General features: G+C 51.8%; 20 protein-coding genes and 2 tRNA genes. 7 read left to right on the top strand and 15 right to left on the bottom strand.

Going from position 1 to position 23,968, the window contains the following annotated elements:
- Positions 1-199 precede the first annotated feature (199 nt).
- Complete coding sequence (gene rho, locus ACMQ11_RS03795; protein ID WP_418991372.1) at positions 200-1,795, top strand: transcription termination factor Rho; 1,596 nt, start codon at positions 200-202, stop codon at positions 1,793-1,795.
- A gap of 29 nt (positions 1,796-1,824) precedes the next feature.
- Positions 1,825-2,595: a S1/P1 nuclease gene (locus tag ACMQ11_RS03790; protein ID WP_418991371.1), complete on the top strand. Its 771-nt coding sequence runs from the start codon at positions 1,825-1,827 to the stop codon at positions 2,593-2,595.
- Between the two features lie 80 nt (positions 2,596-2,675).
- Here ACMQ11_RS03790 and ACMQ11_RS03785 read toward each other — a convergent pair.
- The 4 genes from ACMQ11_RS03785 to ACMQ11_RS03770 form a co-directional block, all read right to left on the bottom strand.
- Positions 2,676-2,761: transfer RNA gene (locus ACMQ11_RS03785), tRNA-Leu, on the bottom strand.
- A 50-nt stretch (positions 2,762-2,811) separates the two neighbouring features.
- Positions 2,812-3,711 (bottom strand): tRNA (adenosine(37)-N6)-dimethylallyltransferase MiaA, encoded by a 900-nt coding sequence (miaA, locus tag ACMQ11_RS03780; RefSeq protein WP_418991369.1) that lies wholly within the window; start codon positions 3,709-3,711, stop codon positions 2,812-2,814.
- Positions 3,704-4,216 (bottom strand): IS1096 element passenger TnpR family protein, encoded by a 513-nt coding sequence (locus ACMQ11_RS03775; RefSeq protein WP_418991367.1) that lies wholly within the window; start codon positions 4,214-4,216, stop codon positions 3,704-3,706. The genes miaA and ACMQ11_RS03775 overlap by 8 nt, the downstream gene beginning before the upstream one ends.
- 45 nt (positions 4,217-4,261) lie before the next feature.
- Positions 4,262-5,248 carry an acyl-CoA reductase gene (locus tag ACMQ11_RS03770; protein WP_418991366.1) on the bottom strand — a complete coding sequence of 329 codons (987 nt, stop codon included), beginning with the start codon at positions 5,246-5,248 and terminating at the stop codon, positions 4,262-4,264.
- Positions 5,249-5,326: 78 nt separating this feature from the next.
- Here ACMQ11_RS03770 and ACMQ11_RS03765 point away from each other — a divergent pair, with 78 nt between their 5' ends.
- The 4 genes from ACMQ11_RS03765 to ACMQ11_RS03750 all read left to right on the top strand — a co-directional run bounded on the left by ACMQ11_RS03765 (position 5,327) and on the right by ACMQ11_RS03750 (position 7,379).
- A complete protein-coding gene (locus ACMQ11_RS03765) occupies positions 5,327-5,929 on the top strand; it encodes a nitroreductase family protein (RefSeq protein ID WP_418991365.1) in 603 nt (200 codons plus the stop codon).
- Positions 5,930-6,034: 105 nt separating this feature from the next.
- A tRNA-Gly gene (locus ACMQ11_RS03760) sits at positions 6,035-6,110 on the top strand.
- 177 nt (positions 6,111-6,287) lie between these two features.
- Positions 6,288-6,875 carry a phage integrase SAM-like domain and Arm DNA-binding domain-containing protein gene (locus tag ACMQ11_RS03755; RefSeq protein WP_418991364.1) on the top strand — a complete coding sequence of 196 codons (588 nt, stop codon included), beginning with the start codon at positions 6,288-6,290 and terminating at the stop codon, positions 6,873-6,875.
- Between the two features lie 18 nt (positions 6,876-6,893).
- Positions 6,894-7,379 carry a tyrosine-type recombinase/integrase gene (locus tag ACMQ11_RS03750; RefSeq protein ID WP_418991363.1) on the top strand — a complete coding sequence of 162 codons (486 nt, stop codon included), beginning with the start codon at positions 6,894-6,896 and terminating at the stop codon, positions 7,377-7,379.
- A gap of 56 nt (positions 7,380-7,435) precedes the next feature.
- Here ACMQ11_RS03750 and ACMQ11_RS03745 read toward each other — a convergent pair whose 3' ends face one another.
- From ACMQ11_RS03745 to ACMQ11_RS03695, 11 genes are all read right to left on the bottom strand, one after another.
- Positions 7,436-10,549: a type I restriction endonuclease subunit R gene (locus ACMQ11_RS03745; protein ID WP_418991362.1), complete on the bottom strand. Its 3,114-nt coding sequence runs from the start codon at positions 10,547-10,549 to the stop codon at positions 7,436-7,438.
- Complete coding sequence (locus tag ACMQ11_RS03740; RefSeq protein WP_418991361.1) at positions 10,546-11,697, bottom strand: AAA family ATPase; 1,152 nt, start codon at positions 11,695-11,697, stop codon at positions 10,546-10,548. The genes ACMQ11_RS03745 and ACMQ11_RS03740 overlap by 4 nt, the downstream gene beginning before the upstream one ends.
- Position 11,698: 1 nt before the next feature.
- Positions 11,699-12,286 (bottom strand): restriction endonuclease subunit S, encoded by a 588-nt coding sequence (locus tag ACMQ11_RS03735; protein ID WP_418991360.1) that lies wholly within the window; start codon positions 12,284-12,286, stop codon positions 11,699-11,701.
- The gene (locus ACMQ11_RS03730) at positions 12,283-13,833 is read right to left on the bottom strand and encodes a type I restriction-modification system subunit M (RefSeq protein WP_418991359.1); all 1,551 of its coding nucleotides are present in this window, start codon (positions 13,831-13,833) and stop codon (positions 12,283-12,285) included. The genes ACMQ11_RS03735 and ACMQ11_RS03730 overlap by 4 nt, the downstream gene beginning before the upstream one ends.
- 439 nt (positions 13,834-14,272) lie before the next feature.
- On the bottom strand, positions 14,273-15,763 hold the full coding sequence (locus ACMQ11_RS03725; RefSeq protein ID WP_418991358.1) for an ATP-binding protein: 1,491 nt from the start codon (positions 15,761-15,763) through the stop codon (positions 14,273-14,275).
- A gap of 155 nt (positions 15,764-15,918) precedes the next feature.
- Positions 15,919-17,283 (bottom strand): aldo/keto reductase, encoded by a 1,365-nt coding sequence (locus tag ACMQ11_RS03720; protein WP_418991357.1) that lies wholly within the window; start codon positions 17,281-17,283, stop codon positions 15,919-15,921.
- Positions 17,284-17,294: 11 nt separating this feature from the next.
- Entirely contained in the window at positions 17,295-18,767 is a 1,473-nt protein-coding gene (locus ACMQ11_RS03715; protein WP_418991356.1) for a 4Fe-4S binding protein, read from the bottom strand.
- Between the two features lie 137 nt (positions 18,768-18,904).
- The gene (gene gpmA / locus ACMQ11_RS03710) at positions 18,905-19,651 is read right to left on the bottom strand and encodes a 2,3-diphosphoglycerate-dependent phosphoglycerate mutase (RefSeq protein WP_418991354.1); all 747 of its coding nucleotides are present in this window, start codon (positions 19,649-19,651) and stop codon (positions 18,905-18,907) included.
- On the bottom strand, positions 19,648-20,664 hold the full coding sequence (locus ACMQ11_RS03705) for a 2-hydroxyacid dehydrogenase (RefSeq protein WP_418991353.1): 1,017 nt from the start codon (positions 20,662-20,664) through the stop codon (positions 19,648-19,650). Before ACMQ11_RS03705 ends, gpmA begins: the two co-directional genes overlap by 4 nt.
- 10 nt (positions 20,665-20,674) lie before the next feature.
- Entirely contained in the window at positions 20,675-21,727 is a 1,053-nt protein-coding gene (locus ACMQ11_RS03700; RefSeq protein WP_418991352.1) for a class I fructose-bisphosphate aldolase, read from the bottom strand.
- 60 nt (positions 21,728-21,787) lie between these two features.
- Entirely contained in the window at positions 21,788-22,636 is an 849-nt protein-coding gene (locus tag ACMQ11_RS03695; RefSeq protein WP_418991351.1) for a helix-turn-helix domain-containing protein, read from the bottom strand.
- 158 nt (positions 22,637-22,794) lie between these two features.
- Between ACMQ11_RS03695 and ACMQ11_RS03690 the strand changes: the two genes are divergently transcribed.
- Positions 22,795-23,964, top strand: coding sequence for an efflux RND transporter periplasmic adaptor subunit (locus ACMQ11_RS03690; protein WP_418991350.1), 1,170 nt, complete (start codon positions 22,795-22,797; stop codon positions 23,962-23,964).
- Positions 23,965-23,968 lie beyond the last annotated feature (4 nt).

Genomic DNA, 23,968 nt, shown 5'->3' with positions numbered 1-23,968 from the left:
GCGCAATCCCAATTTATGAGTATTTTTTCCACGGCGCATCACGAAAACACACATGCAGCAGGACAGGGGAGTGTTCGCCGCACCGGCGGAACCGATTTTTGTTTTGAAATTCAAAATAATGCATTATCTTTGCATCGAATTCCAACGAACTGGGCGACCGTCCGGTTTTCGAAAATCACATTGAACAGAAACAAATCGTATGCAGGATTTAAAAGCGCTCGAAGGTAAAAGCCTTGCCCAGCTGCGTGAAATAGCAAAACAGCTCGGCATCGAAAACGTCCTGGTGAAAAAGCGCGAACTGATCGAAAAGATTGCGGGAACCGCCTCGACGGAGGCTCCTGCCGAGAATAGTAATGAAACACAGGCTGCCCCTGCGGCCGCAGAAGCCAAACCCAAATCCCCGCGCGGCCGCCGTCCGCGGATTGCCAAGACCGAAGAGCCGGCCCTTGTGTCGCAGCCTACCGTGCAAGAGAGCGCCCCGGACCCGGAACTTTCGGCTGAACAATCCACCTCCCAACCGGAACCCCTTAGGCAGGCCGAGCCACAAGCTCAGGAGTCGAAGACCGAACCCAAACGCCGGGGCCGCAAGCCCAAGGTGCAGGAGGCCCCGGTTGCGGAACAGCAAGTCGCTCCGGAGCAGCCGCAACCGCGCGAGGAGGTCATCACCAAGGACGATTTCGCCGGGGAGATCGAGGGCGAGGGGGTTTTGGAGGTCATGCCCGACGGCTACGGTTTCCTCCGTTCGGCCGACTACAACTACCTCAATTCGCCCGATGATATTTACGTCTCCCCGTCCCAGATCAAACTCTTCGGTCTCAAACCCGGCGATACGGTAAACGGGGCGATCCGCCCTCCGAAAGAGGGTGAAAAGTATTTCCCGCTGGTGCGCGTGAACGAGATCAACGGCCTGGCTCCGGAGTATATCCGCGACCGCGTCCAGTTCGAATACATGACGCCGCTCTTCCCGAGCGAAAAGTTCTGCCTGACGGGCAACGGCCACAACAACATGTCGACCCGCATCGTGGACCTCTTCTCGCCCATCGGAAAAGGGCAGCGCGCACTGATCGTCGCCCAGCCCAAAACCGGTAAGACGATGCTGCTGCAATCGATCGCCAATGCCATCGCCGACAACCACCCCGAGGTCTACATGATCGTGCTGCTGATCGACGAGCGTCCCGAGGAGGTGACCGAGATGGCGCGCAACGTCAAGGCCGAGGTCGTGGCTTCGACATTCGACGAGCAGGCCTCGCGCCACGTCAAAGTCGCAGAGATGGTGCTCGACAAGGCCAAGCGCATGGTCGAAAGCGGTCACGACGTAGTGATTTTCCTCGACTCGATCACCCGCCTGGCCCGTGCCTACAACTCGGTCCAGCCCGCCTCGGGCAAGGTGCTCTCGGGCGGTGTGGATGCCAATGCACTCCACAAACCCAAGCGTTTCTTCGGCGCAGCCCGCAATACGGAGGAGAAAGGTTCGCTGACGATCATCGCCACGGCGCTGATCGACACCGGTTCGAAGATGGACGAGGTGATCTTCGAGGAGTTCAAGGGCACGGGCAACATGGAGTTGCAGCTCGACCGCAAACTGGCCAACAAGCGCGTCTATCCCGCCGTCGATGTCATCGCTTCGGGCACGCGCCGCGAGGACCTGCTGCTGCCGCGCGAGGTGATGAACCGCACGTGGGTGTTGCGCAAGTACCTCTCGGACATGAATCCGGTCGAAGCGATGGAGTTCCTTCAAAAGCAGATGAACCACACCGAAACCAACGAGGAGTTCCTCGCCACGATGAACCACTAAACCGGATAAACAGAAAATCCAATCCCGAAATGAAGAAACTGCTGATCTTTTTACTGCCCCTCTTTTGCGCCCGCAGCGCATTCGCGTGGGGACAGAAAGGCCACGATCTGACGGCATACATCGCCGAATGTCATCTGACGCCCGAAGCCGCCGAAAAGGTGGACAAGGTGTTGAATGGCCATTCGCCAGTCTACTACGCCAACTGGCTCGACATTGCCAGCCACACTCCCCAATACGACTACACCCGCACGTGGCACTACCTAAATATCGACGAGGACGAAACCCTGGAGACCATGCCCAAGAACCCCAAGGGCGACGTGCTGACGGCCGTTACCTCCATCGTCGAAAAACTCAAGAGCGGCAAACTCACGTCCGAAGAAGAGACGCTCAACCTCAAGATGCTCATTCACCTGATGGGGGACATGCACTGCCCGATGCACACGGGACGCCTTTCGGACCTGGGCGGCAACATGCGGCAGGTGCTGATGTTCAACCGCGAAACCAGCCTGCACTCGGCCTGGGACACGGCCATCGTCGAAGCCGCACACAAATGGAGTTACACCGAATGGCAGGAGCAGATCGACCGGCTGCCGGACGACGAAATCGTGCTCATGCAGGCGGGCGAACCCCGCGACTGGCTGGTCGAAACGCACGAAATCTGCAAGGAGGTTTACGAGGCATCGCCCGAGGGGACCAAAATATCCTACGACTATGTAGACAAATACACGCCCGTGATCGAACGCCAGTTCCTGCGCGGGGGCTACCGCCTGGCGCGTCTGCTGAACGAGATTTACCGGTAATCCTCACTATTCCATCAAAAAAACGCAAGTTATTCGACTTGCGTTTTTCATACGAATTCCACCGGACAGGCGGATTTTCGTACTCGGAGCGGGAATCGAACCCGCACGGCCATTACTGGCCACAGGATTTTAAGTCCGGCGTGTCTACCTGTTTCACCATCCGAGCAGCCGTCATTTTAGCGAAAGACATCGGCAAATTTACGAAAATTATCGGGATTAGCCAAAATCTACGTACTCAATAATCGCCTGCGTATCGTCGGGACCGAACCAGCGGACCTGGGGATCGCGCCGGAACCACGTAAGCTGCCGCTTGGCATAGCGGCGCGAGTTGCGCTTGATCCGTTCCACAGCCTCGTCGCGTGAGATGCTACCGTCGAAAAAGTCGAAAAACTCCCGGTAGCCGACTGTCTGGAGCGCATTCAGATGCCTGTATGGATACATGCTCCGCGCTTCGGCTTCCAGTCCGTCCGCGAGCATTCGGTCCACACGCCTGTCGATACGATCGTACAGTTCCTCCCGAGGCAGATCGATACCCGCCTTTACGATTTCGAACGGTCGCTGGCGCCGTGCGCCGGTGCGCTGCATCGAGTAGGGGCGACCGGTTTGCAGGCAGACCTCCAACGCCCGGACCACCCGGGCCGGATTGCTGCGGTCCACGGCTTCGTAATAGACGGGATCGAGTTTATGGAGTTCCGTCGTGAGGCTCTCCAACCCGTCTCGCCGCAACCTTTTGGTCAACTCGCGGCGCAGCGCTTCGTCGACCTGCGGCAATTCGTCCATGCCCTCGCACAGCGCTTGCACATAGAGCCCCGAACCGCCTACGGCCACGACGATTTCGTGGCTCGCAAAGAGTTCTTCGAGCCGCGCAAGCGCCTGGACCTCGTATTGTCCGCAACTCAGATTCTGGGTTATATCATGCGAAGCAATAAAATGATGCTCAACAGCTTCCAACTGCTCTTGCGAGGGCTGGGCCGAACCGATGGCCAAGCCACGATAGAATTGCCGCGAATCGGTCGACAGGATCGGAGCACCGTAATGCCGGGCAATCCGGATGCTCATATCCGTTTTTCCCGACCCCGTCGGCCCGACGATCACTACAAGCCGCCGTCTACTCATCGTCGTAGTTGTCGTCTCCGTCGAAATCGTTGAAATCGGCCATTACCTCGCTGAAAATCGAGCCTTCGTCGCCCGCCGCGTTCTTCGAGGGATCGTACTGATCGGGCGCATCCGCCTGTGCGAAAATCTCGCGCGGATACTCGGCCCCGGGCTGCGCTTCGAACACGCCGGTCAACTCCAGAAAATAGGCCCTGTCGCCGAAGAGGTCGAAGAGGTAGATCAGGCGGTCGCGCTTCTTGTGGATGATCTGCCCGAGCGTCGTTTTCTCCATCGCTTCCGGACTCTCGGCTCCGGCTTCGACGCCCATGTCCATGCTCGTGAATTCACGCTGCTTCTCCCAACGGTCGTCAGCCGTATAGAACGAAGCCATGCACGGTTCGTACTCGAGCGAATCGAGAATGAAATGATGAAAATCGAGCAGCGTCGTATCGTACATCACCTCGTAGTCGCGCACGAAATTATCGTTTTCGTCGCTCAACATCCTGAAACGGAAAACCATCGACATATCCATTCGTTTCGTTTTTGAATTCCGAAGCAAAAATAATACATTTTATCCATCGAGCCTCGCAAGAAACGCAAGAACATCCCGGTCGTCGGGATAATCGGTCAGTGCGGGCGATTGCGAGCGGCCGAAGCCGACACGGCGGCTGTGGCAGACGCACTCCGAGACCACGCATTGCAGCTGATCGTCGTGTTCGGCCAGCCACGTTCCGACCTCTTCCAGCGCGTTGTAATACGTCATGCAGATTTTGCTCAACGCATCCGGAAATGCGCGCTCCTCGACCACAACGGCGGCACCCAAGTCCCGGAACGGCTGCCCGGTCATCGCAAGCAAGGCCCGGGTCTGGAGGTAATTGTTCCGGTACTTATCATTGACCGCAGGCATGGTCAGCGCCAAATCGCATCCCGCTGGCAGAAAGACGAGCGAAACGTTGCGGCACCCGAGGCCAGAATATGCCCAAATATCATCGAAAAGTCCTGCAAGCTGACCAGCAGTCTCTTTGCCGGACAAGACGGCGACCGACTGGCGGCTTCCTCTCAGCAGGGCCGGGAGGCCGGCATAACGGGCCCTGAAATAACGGTTCGCATTGTCGCTCCCCGTGGCTATTACAGCGTCAACGGGTTCAATCCCGTCGTAAAACGCGACAGGGATTTCCGGTTCGATCTCTCGCAATTGCTCCACGATATATTCGATCAGCACGGTATCTTTCGCCGACGGTTTCACCACGCAGCGATGACCGCTTGCGAGCACGCACACCAGATCGAAAAAGCCGACAAGCGGTATATTTCCCGCCATTACCACCAGCACACGCCGCGCCGCGGCTACGGGGACAGGGTGGGGTGCAAGCCAGGCTTCGAGCAGGTCACGCCGCAGCATGGTTCCGGCAATGGCCTCCACGGCACGGCGAATATCCTCGGGCCGGAACCAGTCGTTTGCCCGGCAGGCTTCCGCAATAACCCGCCGCGTCGGATCATCGGCGCCGAAAGTGCTCAACCGCTTTCCCAATGCGGAAAAAAGATCAATGGCGTTTTTCATAGGACAAAGATAACTTTTTACCTGCATAATACGACAATTGTTCTATTTTTGCAACGGGTAACGGATACGATGTCTATCATGGAGAGAAATTTTAAAGAAGCGCTGCTTCACCGACGCAGTTATTACGACCTTTCACCCGAGTCGCCCATCACCGAAACGCAGATCGAAGAGATACTTCGGTTCGCCCTGAAACACGTGCCATCGGCATTCAACTCCCAGTCGACCCGCCTGGTGCTCCTGCTGCATGAGCATCACACAGCTTTCTGGAAGATCGTCAAACGCACGTTGCGGGCGGTCGTTCCCGAAGACTCTTTCGCGCAGACCGAGGATAAGATCGACCGCGGCTTGGCGGCAGGGTATGGGACGGTGCTCTTCTATGAGGATACGAACGTTGTCCGGGAGTTGCAGCAGAACTATCCGCTTTACGCGGGCAATTTCCCCGTCTGGTCAGAGCATACCTCGGCCATGCATCAGCTGGCGGTCTGGACCATGCTCGAAGATGCCGGATTCGGTGCTTCGCTGCAACACTACAATCCGCTTGTCGATCGGGATGTCCGCGTGCATTGGAGCCTGCCCGAAGAGTGGCGGCTGATCGCTCAGATGCCGTTCGGACTGCCCGCAGGAGAACCCGGCGAAAAGACGTTCTGTCCGGTGGATGCCCGGCTTCGGATTTTCAGGTAGCGGGGGAAAATTTTTTTGTCGTGGAAAAATTACAGATTGTGCAAAAAAATTTGGATATTCACATTTTTTAACTACCTTTGCACTCGCAATTACAAAACAACACATGCGGAAATAGCTCAGTTGGTAGAGCGCAACCTTGCCAAGGTTGAGGTCGCGGGTCCGAGTCCCGTTTTCCGCTCCAGTTAAGAAGCTGATAATCAAATGATTGTCGGCTTTTTTGTTTCTGATGACTTGTGATACAGAAGCCCTTTCTGTGACACAAAATACCTCGAAATCGCTGTTTGTGATACAGAGTGTGATACATAAAATCGTGTAACACACGAATCATGTTTTGGTGCTTGCGTAATCCTTTATGGTTATGACAATCAACGTAGTATGTCGCAAAGACGCCATCAATAAAGACCATTTAGCCCCTCTTGCCCTTGTCTTTACCCATGACCGCCGTCGCAAATTCCTCGGTTTGGGCATCTCGGTAGCATTGGAGTATTGGAATTTCGACAAGCAACAGCCTACCGCCAACTGTCCCGATGGAGCAGAAATACAGTTTCAAATCACCTCTAAAATACGTGAGTACGAAAAGAAGATCAAAAAGTTGGAGGTGCTGGAAATTCCCGTTACATTCGATACGCTTTTTGAACAGAACGGTAAGCGAATCAACTGCACGGTAGGCGATTATTTCAAGCAAATCATCGAACGACTTGAAAAGGTCGAGAAATACGGTTCAGCCAGCAAACACAAGGTAACGCTTGCCTTGATGCAACACTTCAAGAGTACGAATATGCGCTTTGAAGAATTGGACTTGACGTATTTAAGGGAATTTGAAATCTTCCTGCGTCAGCGTGGCAACGTCAATAACAGCCTTGCGACCAAGTTCAGCGTCTTAAAGGCTGTCTATAATAAGGCTGTTTCAGAGGGTGTATTCGTTCCTAAGTCGAATCCCTTTTAGTTATTCAAAGTAGGCAGTTTGTGGACGAATACACGCAAACGGGCCATTACGAAAGAGGACATCCGCAAATTGATCGAGTTGGATTTATCGGACAGGGACTACTACACCCAGCTTGCAAAGGACATCTTTTTGTTTTCGTATTTCATGGCAGGCATCAATTTCAAGGATATTGCCTTGCTCACGTATAGCGACATCGACCACGGCAGAATCTACTATGCCAGACGCAAGACGGGTAAGATGATGAACTGCTGTCTGACGGAACAGGCACAAGAGATCATCGACAAATACCACACCGACCAAGTGGAGGAAGATTATCTGTTCCCGATCCTTGACCGTAACGTGCACAAGACCGAGAAACAGATATTGGAACGAGTGAAAAAGACCTTGAAACACGTAAACAAACGCCTGCATGAATTGAGTGAGGAAATAAGACTGCATACGTCATTAACGACCTATGTAGCAAGACACACATACGCCACGGTACTCAGTAAATATCCGTTCTAATGCATCTTGCAGAAAGATAAGCAGGTATTTACGATATTCCCATAGCCTTCAATGATCTAAATTTTTCCACCTATACCCTTAAATTTTTCTATAAATAAAGCTATTTTTTTGAAAACGCTTTGCTTTTTCGTCAAATACAGGGGGTTCAAGGGACTCATCTTTGGTAAAATGGCATTAAGCTCCGTTCCGTTTTCGCTTGCAAACTCACGCTTTAAAGAGATAGATATGTAACGTTTGGCCTCTTGTTCATTTAGGTTCTCATCCGCTATTAACTGTGCTGCCTCGACTCTCAATCTTTCTTGTGCATAATTGTAGAAAGAATCCAGAATGCTTGGTTTATCACAAATAGCGTCAATATCTGTTTCGTTAATATAATCAACGACTAAGCTCTCTTTTGCTCGGTTTCCGATACTGGCACGAATAACGCGACGAATTTCGTCTATCAATGCCGCTTTGTCGCTGGTCTTTTTGTTATGCTCAAAGATCAATTCGAGAATATAGTCGAGATTTATCTCTTGAGATTTTAGCAGATCAATCTCAAAGACAACATCATCCCAATCAACATTTAATTCCGCCTCTTCTTTACCGCTTTTCTCACGTCTTAACCAGTCACGAATATCGTTATAGGTAGATCTGTAATCTTGATTTGTTCGCTCAGGCAATACTGTAAGCTCTTGCATTGTTGCAATATCTTCGTCTGTAACGAAATAAGCTTCTTTAAATGCTTCAATGGCTTGAGGATCGTTTATGTCTATTGCTTGAAGTGCTTTAAGATGTGTAAATTCATCGTAATTTTGCAGGATGTTTTCCACCCGCAAATACTCACCAAATAATTTCGAGAACTCTTTTTTCTCGCGCTCTGTAACTATTGCTTCCGGATCTGGAAACTTTTCGTTTAGCTCCTTTACAATTTCTTTATAACCTCTACGTGCTTCACCTGTAACTACATCTGTATAACCTTCCAGATACTCTTTGTAGCTTTTTTCAAGTACTACATTTCTTGTGTTACTATCCCCGAATGTTCTAATAGCCTCAATAGTGGCAGCCTCCAAATCTCTAAAAGTAACGATATTGCCAAAGGTTTTGGTCGCATCATAAATCCGGTTGGTACGAGAAAATGCCTGTATTAATCCGTGGTAGCGCAGGCTTTTGTCTACAAATAGCGTATTGAGTGTAGGAGCATCGAATCCCGTAAGGAACATGCCTACAACAATAATAAGATCAACCTCTTTGCTTTTTACTCTTTTGGCAAGGTCGCGGTAATAATTCTGAAACTCTTTACTATCAACACTATAGCTTGTTTTAAACATTGTGTTGTAGTCATCAATAGCCTTTGTTAGAAACTCTTTTGCACTTAGATCCAGTGCCGATGGCTCAAAGGTTTCATCTGGTATTTCGCCTACTGCATTTTGCTCTTCATTGGCAACAAAAGAGAAAATTGTCGCAATCTTGAGTGGGTTTCCACTATCTTTTTGTAGACGGTTCAACTCTTCGTAATAGCATTTTGCAGCATCGACACTACTTACGGCAAACATGGCGTTAAATCCTTTGCCTCCTCCTTGGTTTCGATGGGTTTTGATTCTAAAATTCTGCAAGATATATTGCGAAATCTCTTTTATACGAGCAGGGTGAAGCATTGCTTTCTTATATTCTGCCGAGCTTAGCTTTTCTTCATCTTGCTCTGATTCTATTCCCTTGAATTTGGGTCGAACATCGTTGTAATCAACTTTGAACTTCAATACCTTTTCATCTCTGATTGCATCTGTGATGACATACGAGTGCAGCTTACGACCAAATACGCTTTCGGTTGTCTCATCTCCCAAAGCATTTTCAGGAAATATAGGTGTTCCAGTAAAACCGAATTGATAGTATCGTTTAAACTTTTTCCGTAAGAGCTTTTGAGCCTCTCCGAACTGCGAGCGGTGACATTCATCAAAGATGAATACTACCTGTTTTTGATAAATTGATAATTCACCTTCACCCTTCATCAAGTTGTTTAACTTCTGAATGGTGGTAACTATAATCTTGTTGTCGTCTCTTTCGAGGTTTCTTTTTAGCCCTGCTGTGCTCTCAGAGCCATTGACACTATCGGGAGAGAATCGTTGATACTCTTTCATCGTCTGAAAGTCAAGATCTTTCCGATCCACCACAAAGAACACTTTGTCGATAAAGTCAAGCTGTGTTGCCAGTCGAGCCGCTTTGAAACTGGTAAGGGTTTTGCCCGATCCTGTCGTGTGCCATATATATCCGCCACCTTCGGGCTTAGACCATTGCTTTGCTTGAAATGAGCTTTTAATTTTCCACAGGATTCTCTCGGTTGCTGCAATCTGGTATGGTCTCATTATCAGCAGTGTGTCGCTCGTGTCGAAGACCGAATAGGTGAAAAGTATTTTTAACAGTGTATGTTTCTGAAAGAATGTTGCAGTAAAGTCCTTAAGGTCCTTGATTAGTTCATTCTTGGCATTAGCCCAGTTCATTGTAAAGTCGAAACTATTTTTATTTCGCTCTACAGTATTTGCAAAATAGCGACTATCTGTACCATTTGAAATAACAAATATTTGTAGGTATTTGAAGAGTGAGTGTGCTTTATTAAAACTTTCTTTCGTGTAGCGATGTACTTGGTTAAAGGCTTCACGAATAGCTACGCCACGCTTTTTCAGCTCTACTTGCACAAGTGGTAACCCATTAACCAATATAGTAACATCATAACGATTGGCGTGCGTTCCTGTTTGCTCAAATTGCGAGATTACCTGTAGTTTGTTACGAGAAACGTCTATTTTATCTACCAAGTAGATATTTTGGATATGGCCATCATCAAAAACAAAGTCATATTTAAAGTTATCATGTATCTTCCTTGTTTTTTCAACGAGATTATCGCTTGGCTTATCCAAATACTCCTCCACATAACGAGTCCATTCACCATCACTAAACTCCATATTGTTAAGCTTCTGAATCTGTTCCCTTGCATTAGCAAGCATAGCTTCAGCACTCCTTATCGTTGGGTTTTCATAGCCTTGATTGATCAGATCTTGTATAAACTCTCGTTCAAGGGCAGACTCCGTCTGATAGGCAGCGAATGCCTTATTCTCTGTTGAATACTTGGTGTAATTATCAAGAACTATAAAATTGTTCAACTCCGCTATGGGTTTATATTGTGTCATTTCATTCATTTGTTGTTGTTAATACTTGACTTGAAATGGTATGTGGGGATTATGAATTCGAGTACTAAGTATCTCAACACTTTTTTGTCGTTTTCATCTACAATTGAGACCTCTTCTGCATGGTGTTTAGAATGACTATACAGGTTTATTATCCGGTTATAGTATGCTTCGCGGGCTTCTCTAGGCAAAAGTTCTTTCCAGTTTGCATGGCCGAGAAAGGTAGAAGTCTTTTCAAGTATATTGCGAAGAAAGTTAAAATGATACTTTTGGATATTATTCGACTCAATAGCTCTTTCTAGTTCAGATAAAAGCATAAGATGATAGGAAAAAGGTGAGTCATTAGATTTTACAATTGTATAAGTTCCATCATCCAATCTCTCCAAACGCATCTTTATACTGTTACCATCATTTCTAAACTCATTAAAAAGCACATTATAAAATAGCGGGTTATGCGTTGAAATAATGAATTTCAAGCCACTTGGTTTTTTTATAAGTGTCGCCAGATTAACTGCTAATTCTATTAAATGATTGTCATCTAAAGAACTTACCGGGTCATCTATGAAAACATATTCCAAATCATTAAATTTGTCGGTTTCTCGTTCATTCGGTTCTGCAATACTCAAAACTTCAACGACTTGTTCAAGCAAACTATAAAACACGCACCAAATTAAGCAGCTTTCTTCACCTTTAGAAATCTTTATATTATCAATAACTTGATTATTTCCCCTTGCGATAGAGAAGGTGATTTCAGAATATGCACTTATAGTAATATCTCTGTTATCCTCATCCTTGACTATATATTCCTCATTAAAGCGAGGGTTTAATTTATCGCTGGTGTAATGCTGAAAATGCGTCACTATATTGTTCTCTTGCCCTTGATCTTCAAGCACCCACTTTGTAAAATTATTTGGTTGTATTTTTAATTTTCGGTTTGTGTCTGCATTATCCCAGTAGAATAAGTCTTCTGTAAAGGCGTTATAGTAGAGTATTTTAGTGCCTGATTCATCTTGATTTTCTGCATCATCGCTTTTGGGTGCGACCAACTCTTTGAATTCACGAGACAAACGTGTTTTTCCTGTGCCATTAAAGGCGTAGATCAACTGCACTTTTTTATTGGCATCTCTCAGCATTTGGGCTATTTCCGTTAATGTTCCCATATTATTCCTTTAAATTATCCTTTGGAAATGTTAGTAACATATCTCGGTAGTATTCATACTGCTTTTTGCGAGCTATAAGCTCGGCTGTAAGCTCGGCTGTAAGCTCGGTAAAGGTATCTAAAATATGGACAATCTCTTTTTGAATTTTATGGGATTTTTCCGGATTATCCGGACAGGGAATAGGAATTTGAAAGCTATTTATAGCCTCGGTAGGCAAATGTGCAGGAATGGCATCTGTAGCAAGCGATTTAATATGACCTTGATTATTTTTTAATACATAAAAAAGATACTTATTATCTAAATTAGAAGAAGGCTTTATACAATAGCATATATCATTTGCCCAAAATCTTTCCATGATAAAATTCACAAAACCAGCTGTGCCATATTTAACAATGGTGATTGTATTTGCCTCGTTATTATAACTGTCAAAATATCCCATAGGAGTTACACCTCCACTATACACAGGATATTTTTTTTCTGGTGACAAATCACATTTTGTGACACGACATCCTCTATTGATAGTGGCAACTTCCCCCAAAGCCTTCCATTCAACCTTAGCACCATCCAATATTTTTTCCAAATAATTCATCCCTCAATCTCCTTTATTATTGCATCAATATCGGCACGAAGACCATTTATCTTCTCTACTGTTTTTGAAATTTCTGCATTCAATTTCGTAATATCCACCACCTCTCGATTGTCCTTTGCCTCCACGTAAGAACTAACAGAGAGGTTATAATCTTTTTCTTCGGCAATGAATTTGTTATCTATGGATTTTGCTATATATTCAACATCTTCTTTGCGGTCGAAGATTTCCATAATCCGCTCAATATGTTTGTCTTCGAGAATATTGTTATTAGTTACTTTCTTAAAGAAACCTTCACCGCTTGCGTCAATAAACTGGATTTTTGTATCGGTCTTGTGTTTAGAAAGAACTAAGATATTTACAGCTATTGAGGTCCCGTAGAATAAATTGGGTGCCAAAGAAATGATGGTCTCTACAAAATTATTATCTACCAAATACTTTCTAATTTTCTGTTCTGCACCACCACGATAGAAGATTCCGGGAAAGCAGACAATGGCAGCCCGGCCTTTGCCTGACAGATAGCTTAGGGCATGCAGCACAAAGGCAAAATCGGCTTTTGATTTAGGAGCCAGCACACCGGCAGGAGCAAAACGGTCATCGTTTATCAGAGTAGGATCATCCGAACCAATCCAATTTACCGAATAAGGTGGATTGGAAACGATGGCATCAAAAGGTTTATCGTCGCCAAACTGCGGGTCTCTAAGCGTATCACCAAGCGCAATATTAAACTTGTCGTAATTGATGTTGTGCAAAAACATATTCATACGAGCAAGATTATAGGTGGTATGATTTATCTCCTGACCGAAGAAACCTTCTTCGATGATATGATTGTCGAAATGTTTTTTAGCTTGTAAAAGTAGGGAACCGGAGCCTGCGGCAGGATCATAAATTTTATTTACGCTTGTCTGCTTATGCATGGCAAGCTGAGCAATAAGCTTGGAAACATGCTGCGGCGTAAAAAATTCCCCTCCCGACTTTCCGGCGTTCGCGGCATAATTGTTTATTAAAAATTCATAGGCATCACCGAATAAATCTATCTGGTTATCTTCAAATTTCCCAAAATTCAGTTCTTCCACTCCATTCAATACGGCAGCTAAACGACTGTTCTTGTTTTCAACCGTATTGCCAAGTCGTGTACTGGTAGTGTCGAAATCGGCAAACAATCCTTTTATATCTTCCTCCGATGGATAACCGGTGGCGGAATTTTCAATAGCGTCAAAAATGGCTTTTAAGTCCGTATTAAGATTGGGGTTTGTGTTGGCATTTCTTGCAACGTTAACAAAAAGTTGACTCGGATAGATAAAATACCCTTTAGTTTTTATTGCATCATCTTTAATCTCAGGTGTTATTACGCTATCAGGCAAATTAGCATAATCAACGCTCTCATCACCTCCCTCGATATAATTAGAGAAATTTTCACTAATAAAACGATAGAAAAGAGTACCTAACACGAACTGTTTAAAATCCCAGCCATCGACAGATCCACGTACGTCGTTGGCTATTTTCCATATTTTGGCCTGTAATTCAGCCCTTTGAATTATACTTGTCATTATATTATTTTTGTTTCAGTGATTATAAACTCTTACTCTTCTGACAATTCATATTTCTATAATCTCTTCTATCAACTACTTTCAGCCGATTTATATCTTTCATCCCGATCACTTTATTGAATATTATACAAATATATCGATTTATTTGAATTAAGGGAAATACCGGGCGCGGATATTGGCGATAAGGCAGGAATTTATAAGCAAGGAGCACGAGGGAGACTACATCGAAATTAAGACCTGCTGTTGAACCCCGCGGCACATCCAAGCAATTCCTTTCGGAGTTCGGGCAATACTGCGTGAAACGGCAGGGCGAGATCGGGGTGCGTATCACCCAACTCACGAACAAGTTCCACCGCCTGTACCGCTACTTGAAAGATACAAGACGAAACGTAATAAAAAGGAGGACCTACTATGGGGTCAAGGGATTTCTCGATCGAAATCACGGTTCGGACGGCTGGCGGACAGGCAGTTTCAAGCTGAACCGCGAACCTTCCCCCAAACGCGAGGATACCGTTATCGAACCGCCCAACCCTTCTGCGATCGTCTTGCAGATCGGCAATCCCAGTCCGGCTCCCTGCATGAAAGAATCGACCTTGTAGAACCGCTCGAATATCTTTTCGACATGCTCCTCGGCAATACCCCGCCCGGTGTCGGCCACGAATACCTCTACGCTTCGCTCATCGTCCGCAAGCGCATATCCCAACTCGATACAGCCCTTATCCGTGAATTTGAGAGCATTTCCCAACAGATTGTCCAACACCTGACGCAGCCGCTGCACATCCGTTTCGATCCGCAACTCTTCCGGCGGCAGCACCATTCTGAACTCCACCTGCTCAGGTATCCGGTGTTTGTTGAATCGGTGTATATCCGTCAGAAGCTGCCCGAGCGAATACTCCTCGATGCTGAAATCCATTGCGCCCGTTTCGATACGCGACAGATCGAGGATGTCCGATACCAGTGTCAGCAGGTAATCGCTGTTGCGGTTGATGAGGTCCACATACTCGCGGCCCTCCTCGCTGTCGGCCGAAACCACACCGTCCGACAATAGGTTCGTAAATCCGATTATGGCATTCAACGGCGTGCGTATTTCATGGCTCATGTTGGCCAGAAAGGCCGATTTGAGCCGGTCGCTCTGTTCCGCCTTGTTCTTGGCGAGGGTCAGTGCCTCCTCGATGTCCTTGTGTGCCTGGGTACTCATGCAGATACCCACCACACGATAGGGCATCCCCTCGACCTGTCCCAGGTAGGTCGACTGCCCCTCGAACCACTCGTAGCGACCGTCACCGCGCAACAGCCTGAACGGAACGGGATAGGGGTAGTGATCGCCATGCAACTGCTGTGCGAAAGCCTCGGCCATGGCAGCCCGGTCTTCGGGATGGATTCGCTCGGAGAACTCCTCCATCGACATGGTATAGTCCCGGGTAGGAATTCCCGTATAGTCGTAATAACGCGCATCGATAACCATCACGCCGCGCTCCATGTCGTAAAACCACGGAAAAATCTTGGTAGAACTCAGCGCCATCTTGAGCATGTATTCCTGTGTGAGCTCGTCCACGACGTTACGGAACGAGAGCAGCCGCGCGCCGCCATCCAAGCGGGTGATACGCCCCGTCACGAAAAACTGCACACCCCCGATCTTGCTCCGCATCAGCACATCACGCGGCAGAACGATCTGTCCGGCTGCGTCCTCGTCGAGGCGGGCAATAAGTTCCGGCAGAATATCCTTATTGCCGTAAATAATCGAAATAACTGCGGCGAGCTTGCTGCCGACAGGGTTCCGGGCAATGCGGAGATCATCACGGGCAAGCTGGTTGGTACGGACCACAACGCCGTCGCTGTCGAAGAAAATCACGCCGGTCTGCATGGCGTCGAGCAACTGATCGGAGAGCGCACCCGAATTGCCGCAATTGATTTTGGATGAATCGGACATATTTTGATTGGCGTCCTTGATGGATTCCTTTTGGCAAAAGTAGCGTATTAATTCGGATTTCGATCCGGTTTTCGAGTAAAAATTACACCTTATCGGTAAAAATCGACACGGCCTTCCGAACTGCGCCTTCCCTTATAACGACGAGAACGATCGTTTTACCGTCCCTGCCGGAGTTTTTCGACGAACTGATCGATGCGACGCATTTCTTGCGGAATGCGGATATTCTGCGGACAGTGCGCCAGACATTTGTTGCAGCCGATGCAATGGCTGGACTGGCGCAGCCGGGGTACCGAACGGTCGTAACCTACCAGAAACGCCCGCCGGGCCGCGCGGTAACCGGCATCCTGCGCACCGGCAGGGACATTGCCCTCGTTGACACAGCGGTTGTAATGTGCAAAGACAGCAGGTATATCGAGCCCGTAAGGGCAGGGCATGCAATACTTGCAATCGGTGCAGGGAATGACGGGGTAGCGCTGCAGCCGTTCGGCCGTGTCTTCCAGCAAGGCCAATTCATCATCAGTGCAGGGATCGAGCGGCGAGTAGGTGCGGATGTTGTCCTGCAAATGCTCCATGTAGGTCATCCCGCTCAACACGGTCAGCACTCCCGGAAACGAACCTGCGAAGCGGAAAGCCCACGAAGCCGTGCTCTCGATCGGCCTGCGTTGTTTGAGACGGGCCACCAGGCTGTCGTTCAACTGCGACAGACGCCCGCCCAGCAGCGGCTCCATGATGACGACCGGAACGTCACGTCGCGCCAGTTCACCGTACAGGTATTCGGCATCGACATTGCGCCCGGAGGCATGCCGCCAGTCGACGTAATTCATCTGAATCTGGACGAAATCCCACTTTACATCCATCGCCAGCACGTAGTCGAACAACTCGACGCTGCCGTGGAACGACCAGCCGAGGTGGCGGATACGGCCCGCCTCGCGTTCGCGCAACAGAAAATCCAGGATGCCGTTATCGATAAAACGCGCTCGGAAAGAGTCGATCCCTCCGCTTACCGAATGCAACAGGTAGTAGTCGATATAATCCACCTGCAACTCCTCGAACGACTTGCGATAGAGCGCCACGGAGTTCTCATAGGTGAAATTCGAAAAGTTGGACATTTTGGTGGCGATGAAATAGCGGTCGCGGGGGTGGCGTTTGAGCGCATTGCCCGTCACCCGCTCCGACTGCCCTTGCCCGTAGACCGGCGCCGTGTCGAAATAGTTGACCCCGTGCGCCAGCGCGTAGTCGACCAGTTCGTTGACATCCTGCTGGTCGATCTCATCGCCCGTGCCGTCGTCGCGCGGCACCGTCGGCCAGCGCATGCAGCCGTACCCCAGCAGCGACACCCTGTCCCCCGAGGACGGACAGGTGCGAAAGGTCATCCGGTCGGTCGGCACCTCGCCGCGCGCAGCAGTTCGAGCCGGACGGCCTTTCGAACCGCAACCGACCAGGGCGGCAGCCGAAGCGGCGGCGCCGCCGGCTGCGATTTTCAGGAACGCCCTGCGGTCCATCGTTTTTTGCTCTTTCATGGTTTGCTTCTTCAAATGGTTCTGTGGCGGCTGTGGCCCTCGACATAGATGGCGCTGAACGGACGCGCCGGACAGAGGTTTTCGCAGGCTCCGCAACCGATGCAGCGCTCCTCGTTCACGACCGGGATTCGCAGCGAACCGGGATCGGAGGGATCGATCGGCACCAGATGAATCGCCGCAGCGGGGCAGTGACGGGCGCAGTTGTCGCAACTCACCCCGTCGTTCAACACCACGCAATTCTCCCGAATCCAGACGGCGTGACCGATCTGCGTGGCGGATTTTTCCGCCGCTGTGATGCGACGGATAGCACCCGTCGGACATACCTCCGAACAGCGGGTGCATTCCGGACGGCAATACCCCCGTTCATACGATACGTCTGGCTGCATGAGTGTCGTCAGCCGTCCCGAGGGACGCAATACCCGATTGGGACAGACTGAAATACAGAGTTGACAACCAGTACAGTGCGCCGCCAGGTTGCGGGCGCCGAGCGATCCGGGCGGGGTGATCGGCGTATTGCGTTCGGGAATCTTCTTCTCCTCGATCAATGCCAGGCCGCCGTCCACTTTCATCTCCTGCGCTCGGAGGGCCGTATAGGCAAACACGCCCAGCAGACCGAAGAACCGGCGGCGTGCCGGATCGAGCGCTTTCGGTTCGGCATGGGCGGCCGACCTGCGGAGCGTGAAGCCGACGGCTCCCTGGCGGCAGTTGTCCAGACAGTTCATGCAGGCCACGCAGCGGCTGTAATCGATCCGATGGCTCTGCGGATCGATGCACGACGCCTTGCAGTTGCGGGCGCAGCGTTTGCAACCGTTGCATTTGGACGGGTCGATGCGGACCTTGTAGAGCGAAAAGCGCGAGAGCACTCCCAGCACCGTCCCTACCGGACAGACCGTATTGCACCACGTCCGTCCGTTGCGCCAAGCCAGCAGGGCGATAACACAAAAGGTCACCACAGCGACGGCCAACGCCGCACCGCTCTTCAGCCATACCTCGACCGGATAGAACGCGTAGCTGTCCAACCGTTCGGCACCCCAGGCCAGCAAATTGTTTCCCCACAGCCAGAGCGGGGCCAGCAGGGTCGAAGCGATCCGCCCGTAAGCGCTGTACGGAGCAATCAGCGCGGCCGCTTTCCCGGCTCCCGCAACCATTGCAACGACAAACACGGCAAGCACACCCCAGCGCAGCCACGACCGCGCGGGCGAGTAAGCAAAACGGTTTTTCTTCTGTCGGCTGCTTACCCGCGACACGATGTCCTGCATGACCCCCAGCGGACAGACGATGGAGCAATAGATTCTCCCGAACACGAGGGTGAGAACCACAAGCACCGCCACGACGACCGCATTCACGGCCAGCAGAGCCGGCAGCAGCTGTATCCGGGCCATCCATCCGAACCACGTGTGCAGCGTTCCCGAAAAATCGAGGAACAGGAGCGTGATAAGACCGAAAAAGAGGGCCGCAGCCGCAATTCTGATTTTTCGTAACATATTCAACCTTTCAGTGGTTGCAAATATACGAAAAATCAAGGTTTGCACAAGATACGCATTACCCGTTTTAGCGCCGGACTGCACACGAAAATCCCGGCAGAAAATAGTGCCGGGATTTACTTGGCGGGGCTGTCGTCTCAGCCTTTGCGTCCCTGATTGGCCACGGCGGCCATGAGCGCGGCGATCCGGTCGGGGTCCCCCAGAAAGTAGTCCCTGGCATACCCCAGCCCCTCGTCGAATTCGAAGACATAAGGCACGGCCGTGGGGAGGTTGAACTCGGCGATCGCCTCGTCGGAGATGCCTTTCAGGTGCTTGATGATACCGCGCAGGCTGTTCCCGTGGGCCACGACCAACAGGGCGTCGTGCCGGGCGAGCGCGGGCAGTATCTCGCATTTCCAGTAGGGGAGGATGCGCGCCACGGTGTCCGCGAGCGATTCGGTGCGGGGCAGTTCGGCCGCGGGCACGTCGCGGTAGCGGGGATCGAAGCGCGGGTTGCGGGGGTCGTCTTCGGCCAGCGGCTCGGGGGCCACGTCGTAACTGCGGCGCCAGATGTGAACCTGCTCGTCGCCGTACTTTTCGGCCGTTTCGCGTTTGTTCAGGCCTTGCAGCGAACCATAGTGTTTCTCGTTCAGCCGCCAGCTTTTGGCTACGGGAATCCAGTCCTGGTCGAGCGCGTCGAGCGCGAGGTCGAGCGTCCTGACGGCCCGCTTGAGGTAGGAGGTAAACGCCTGCCCGAAACAGAAACCCTCCTTGCGCAGCGTCCGCCCGGCCTCGACGGCCTCGGCCATGCCCTTTTCGCTCAGATCGACATCGGTCCAACCCGTAAAGCGGTTCTCCCTGTTCCAGACGCTCTCGCCGTGGCGGAGCAAAACTACTTTTTTCATACCATGCTGTTTTCAGGTTCGGCACGCACCTCGTTGACGAGCTTTCGATGCTGGTCGAAATCGGCGATGTTCTGCAAGGTGGTACGTGCAATGTTGTCGAGGGCTTCCCGCGTGAAAAACCCCTGGTGCGAAGTGACGATGACGTTGTTGAACGACAGGAGGCGCGCCAGCACGTCGTCGTCCATGATCCTGTCGGAGGTGTCCTCGTAAAAGTAGCCGGCCTCCTCTTCGTAGACGTCCAGTCCGGCCGCGCCCACTTTCTTCTCCTTGAGCCCGTCGATCAGCGCCTCGGTGTGGATCAGCTGTCCGCGGCCCGTATTGATGAGCATCACCCCCGGTTTCATGTGCGCGATGGCCACGTCGCCGATCATGTAGCGGGTTTGATCGGTCAAAGGACAGTGGAGCGAGATGATGTCCGCCCGGGCGTAGAGTTCCTCGAGCGGCACGTAGGTGATCCCGGCCGTGCGGGCATACTCCGCATCGGGATAGATGTCGTGAGCCAGCACGTCCATACCGAACCCCTTGAGAATATGGATCAGCTCGCGCGCGATCTTTCCCGTGCCGATAATGCCGGCTGTCTTGCCGTACATGTCGAACCCCAGCAACCCGTGCAGCGAGAAATTGCCGTCGCGCGTGCGCCAGTAGGCGCGGTGTATCTTGCGGTTGAGCGAGAGCATCAATGCCACGGCGTGTTCGGCCACGGCATGCGGCGAGTAGGCCGGAACCCGGACCACGGGGATATGGCAGCGGGCCGCAGCCGCAAGGTCCACGTTGTTGAACCCAGCACAGCGCAATGCGATGAGTTTTACCCCCAGTTCCGACAGCTGCCCGATGGTCTCGGCATCGGCCGTGTCGTTGACGAAGATGCAGACCGCGTCGTACCCTTTTGCCAGGATGGCATTGTTGGCATTGAGGTGGTTGCGGTGGTATCGGAATTCGAAACCGTATGCGCCTCCGATGCGGTCGAAAGATTCGCGGTCGTAGGGCTGCGTGCCGAAAAAGGTAATTTTCATAGCGTCCGAATTAAGCAATGGTGATTTCATCATCGAGGTAGACGTCCTGAATGGCGTGCAGTAGCTCGATCCCCTCCCGCATGGGCCGCTGGAAAGCCTTGCGGCCGCTGATAAGGCCCATGCCTCCGGCCCGCTTGTTCACCACGGCCGTGGTGACGGCCTCCTTGAGGTCCGATTCGCCGAGCGACTCGCCGCCGGAATTGATCAGCCCCACGCGCCCCATGTAACCGTTGGCCACCTGGTAACGACAGAGATCGATCGGGTGGTCGGACGTAAGGCGGGTATAGACCTCGTCGCGGGTCTTGCCGAAATTGATGGCCCGGAAGCCGCCGTTGTTCGTAGGCAGTTTCTGCTTCACGATGTCGGCCTTGATCGTCACGCCCAGATGGTCGGCCTGCCCCGTGAGGTCTGCCGCGGAGTGGTAGTCGACGCCCTCTTTCTTGAAATCGCCGTTGCGCAGGTAGCACCACAGGATGGTCGCCATGCCCAATTCATGCGCCAGGTCGAACGCACGGGCAATCTCGACGATCTGCCGCCGGCTCTCGGGCGATCCGAAATAGATCGTCGCTCCGACGGCCTGCGCGCCCATGTTCCACGCATCGCGCACCGTCCCGAAGAGAATCTGGTCGTGCGTATTGGGGTAGGAGAGCAACTCGTTGTGGTTGATCTTCACGATGAACGGTATTTTGTGCGCATATTTGCGGGCCACCGATCCCAGCACCCCGAATGTCGAGGCCACCGCGTTGCAGCCGCCTTCGATGGCCAGCCGCAAGATATTTTCGGGATCGAAATAGGCCGGTTCGGGTGCGAACGAGGCACCCGCAGCGTGCTCCACACCCTGGTCCACGGGCAGGATCGACACATAGCCCGTACCGCCCAGGCGGCCGTTCGAGAGGATCCATTGCAGGCTGCCCAGCGTCCGGATATTGCGGTCCGACTCCATCCAGATCCGGTCCACCATGTCGGCCGACGGAAGATAGAGGCTGCGCTTGTCGATGGTGCGGCATACGTGGGTGAGGTAGTAAGCGGCCTGCTGTCCAAGTATTTCTATTGTCTTGCTCATACTAACTGTATTAGATATTTCGTTATACCCCTGCAATTCGGGTTCCAAACACAGCGATGGCTATTTTTTCGTGTTGCGGTACTCGGTGGGAGATTCTCCCGCGTGTTTTTTGAAATAACGACCCAGGTAGGACTGGTCGGGAAAGTGGAGCCGGTAGGCGATCTCCTGCACCGAAAGGTCGGTCGATTGCAGCAGCATCTTGATCTCGAGAATCACCGAACGGTCGATGAACTCCTTGGCCGATGCGTGCGCCACGCTGCGCACGATGGTCGAAAGGTAGCGCGTCGAGATACAGAGCCTGTCGGCATAAAACGCCACCTCGCGCTCGCGGGAGCAGTGCTCGTGCACCAGCGCCGCGAAGCGGTGGAACAGCTCGGTCTGCCGCGTGGTCGTCTCGGGCGTGCGCGACTGCTTGGCGGCGAAGCGCTGCATCTTGTCGTAGATTTCAAGAAGCACATTTTGCAACCTGTTCTTGATGATCGTGTTGCGGAAGATATTACCACGGTCGCGGTAGGTATAGGCCGCCATCTGAAACCAGGTCACGGCCCCCTCGACGATCCGGTGGGGCGGATGGGAGATCGCGTTTCGGTGTACCGATTCGAAAAACGCCGGATCGAGCCGGTAGGCCGCCTCGGAGAACAGGTCCCGCGAAAATGTGCAGAATGTCGCCCTGAAATCCTCCGAACGCTCCGTAAAGAGGAGGTAGGAGCCGGGCAGCAGCAACACCAGCGTGTTGCGCAGCACCTCGCCCCGGTGCTGGTCGATCATCACCTCGGCCCGCCCCGTGCGGCAAAAGAGGATGGCGCACCCGTCCATCTTGTAAGCGAAGCGGGTGAAATAGGCAAAATCGGAATCGCCGACGACGAACTGTTCTTCGGTGGTTGTGAGGAGCGGATTGAGCGGTTGCATATTCTTTTTTCGAACAAAAATAGCGATTATTTCGTGACAGCGCACGGTTTTATTCCGAAAAAGAACAACACTGTTCGCAATTTAAAGGCACGGGGAGCGACAATTTAGGATACTTTTGCACCTGAAAAAGTTTTTTAGTATAAAGTAAAGGAGAAGTTATGAAGCAAACATTTGTGAAAGCAGCGCTTATGGCGTGCTGTGTGGCAGCCGTAGGATGCAAAGAGACTCCGACGGCAATGGGACCCGGCCAATACGCCGTGACGACCGTCGCCACCACCGACCGCGTGATCCCGAGCAACTATTCGGCCACGATCCGCGGCCGCCAGGACATCGCCATCTATCCGCAGGTTTCGGGAACGATCGTCGAACTTGCAGTCAACGAGGGTCAGACCGTATCCAAAGGTCAGACGCTTTTCATCATAGACCAGGTCCCCTACAAAGCGGCGCTGCAAACCGCCGAAGCGAACGTCGAGGCCGCCAAGGCCGGCGTGGCCACGGCCCAGCTGAACTACGACAGCCGCAAGGAGCTTTTCCAGCGCAACGTCGTTTCGCAGTTCGACCTCTCGACCGCAAAGAATCAGCTTCTGACCGCCCATGCACAGCTTGCCCAGGCCGAAGCGCAACGCGTCAATGCGGCAAACAACCTCTCCTACACCGTCGTGAAGAGCCCGTCGAACGGCGTGGTCGGCACCCTGCCGTACCGTGTCGGCGCCCTGGTGAGCGCTTCGATTCCGCAGCCGCTCACGACCGTTTCGGACAACTCGGAGATGTACGTCTATTTCTCGATGACCGAAAACCAACTGCTGAATCTCACGCGCGAGTACGGCTCGATCGAGGCCACGCTCAAGAACATGCCCGACGTCGAGTTGCAGCTCAACGACGGTTCGATCTACGACCGGAAAGGCCGCGTGGAGTCGATCAGCGGTGTTATCGACCCCTCGACGGGCAGCGTTTCGCTCCGTGCCGCATTCCCCAACAAGGGCGGACTGCTGCACAGCGGCGGCGCGGGCAATGTCATCCTGCCCAGCATCTTCGAAAACTGCATCGTCGTGCCGCAGGTCGCCACGTTCGAGCTCCAGGACAAGGTCTATGTATATAAGGTAGTGGACGGCAAGGCTTCCTCGTCGATGATCGACGTCGAGCAAATCAGCAACGGCAGCGAATACATCGTCAAATCGGGCCTTACGCCGGGCGACGTGATCGTCGCCGAGGGTGTCGGTCTGCTGCGCGAGGGAACACCCATCCAGCCCAAGACGGCACCCGCTGCGCAGGCTGCTCCCGCATCCGAAGCCGCTGCCGCCCAAACCCAAACCGTAAAGGAGGAATAAGTTT

The sequence above is a fragment of the Alistipes sp. genome, assembly GCF_048465575.1.
Lineage (GTDB): Bacteria > Bacteroidota > Bacteroidia > Bacteroidales > Rikenellaceae > Alistipes.
This window is presented reverse-complemented; position numbering and strand designations above follow the sequence as displayed.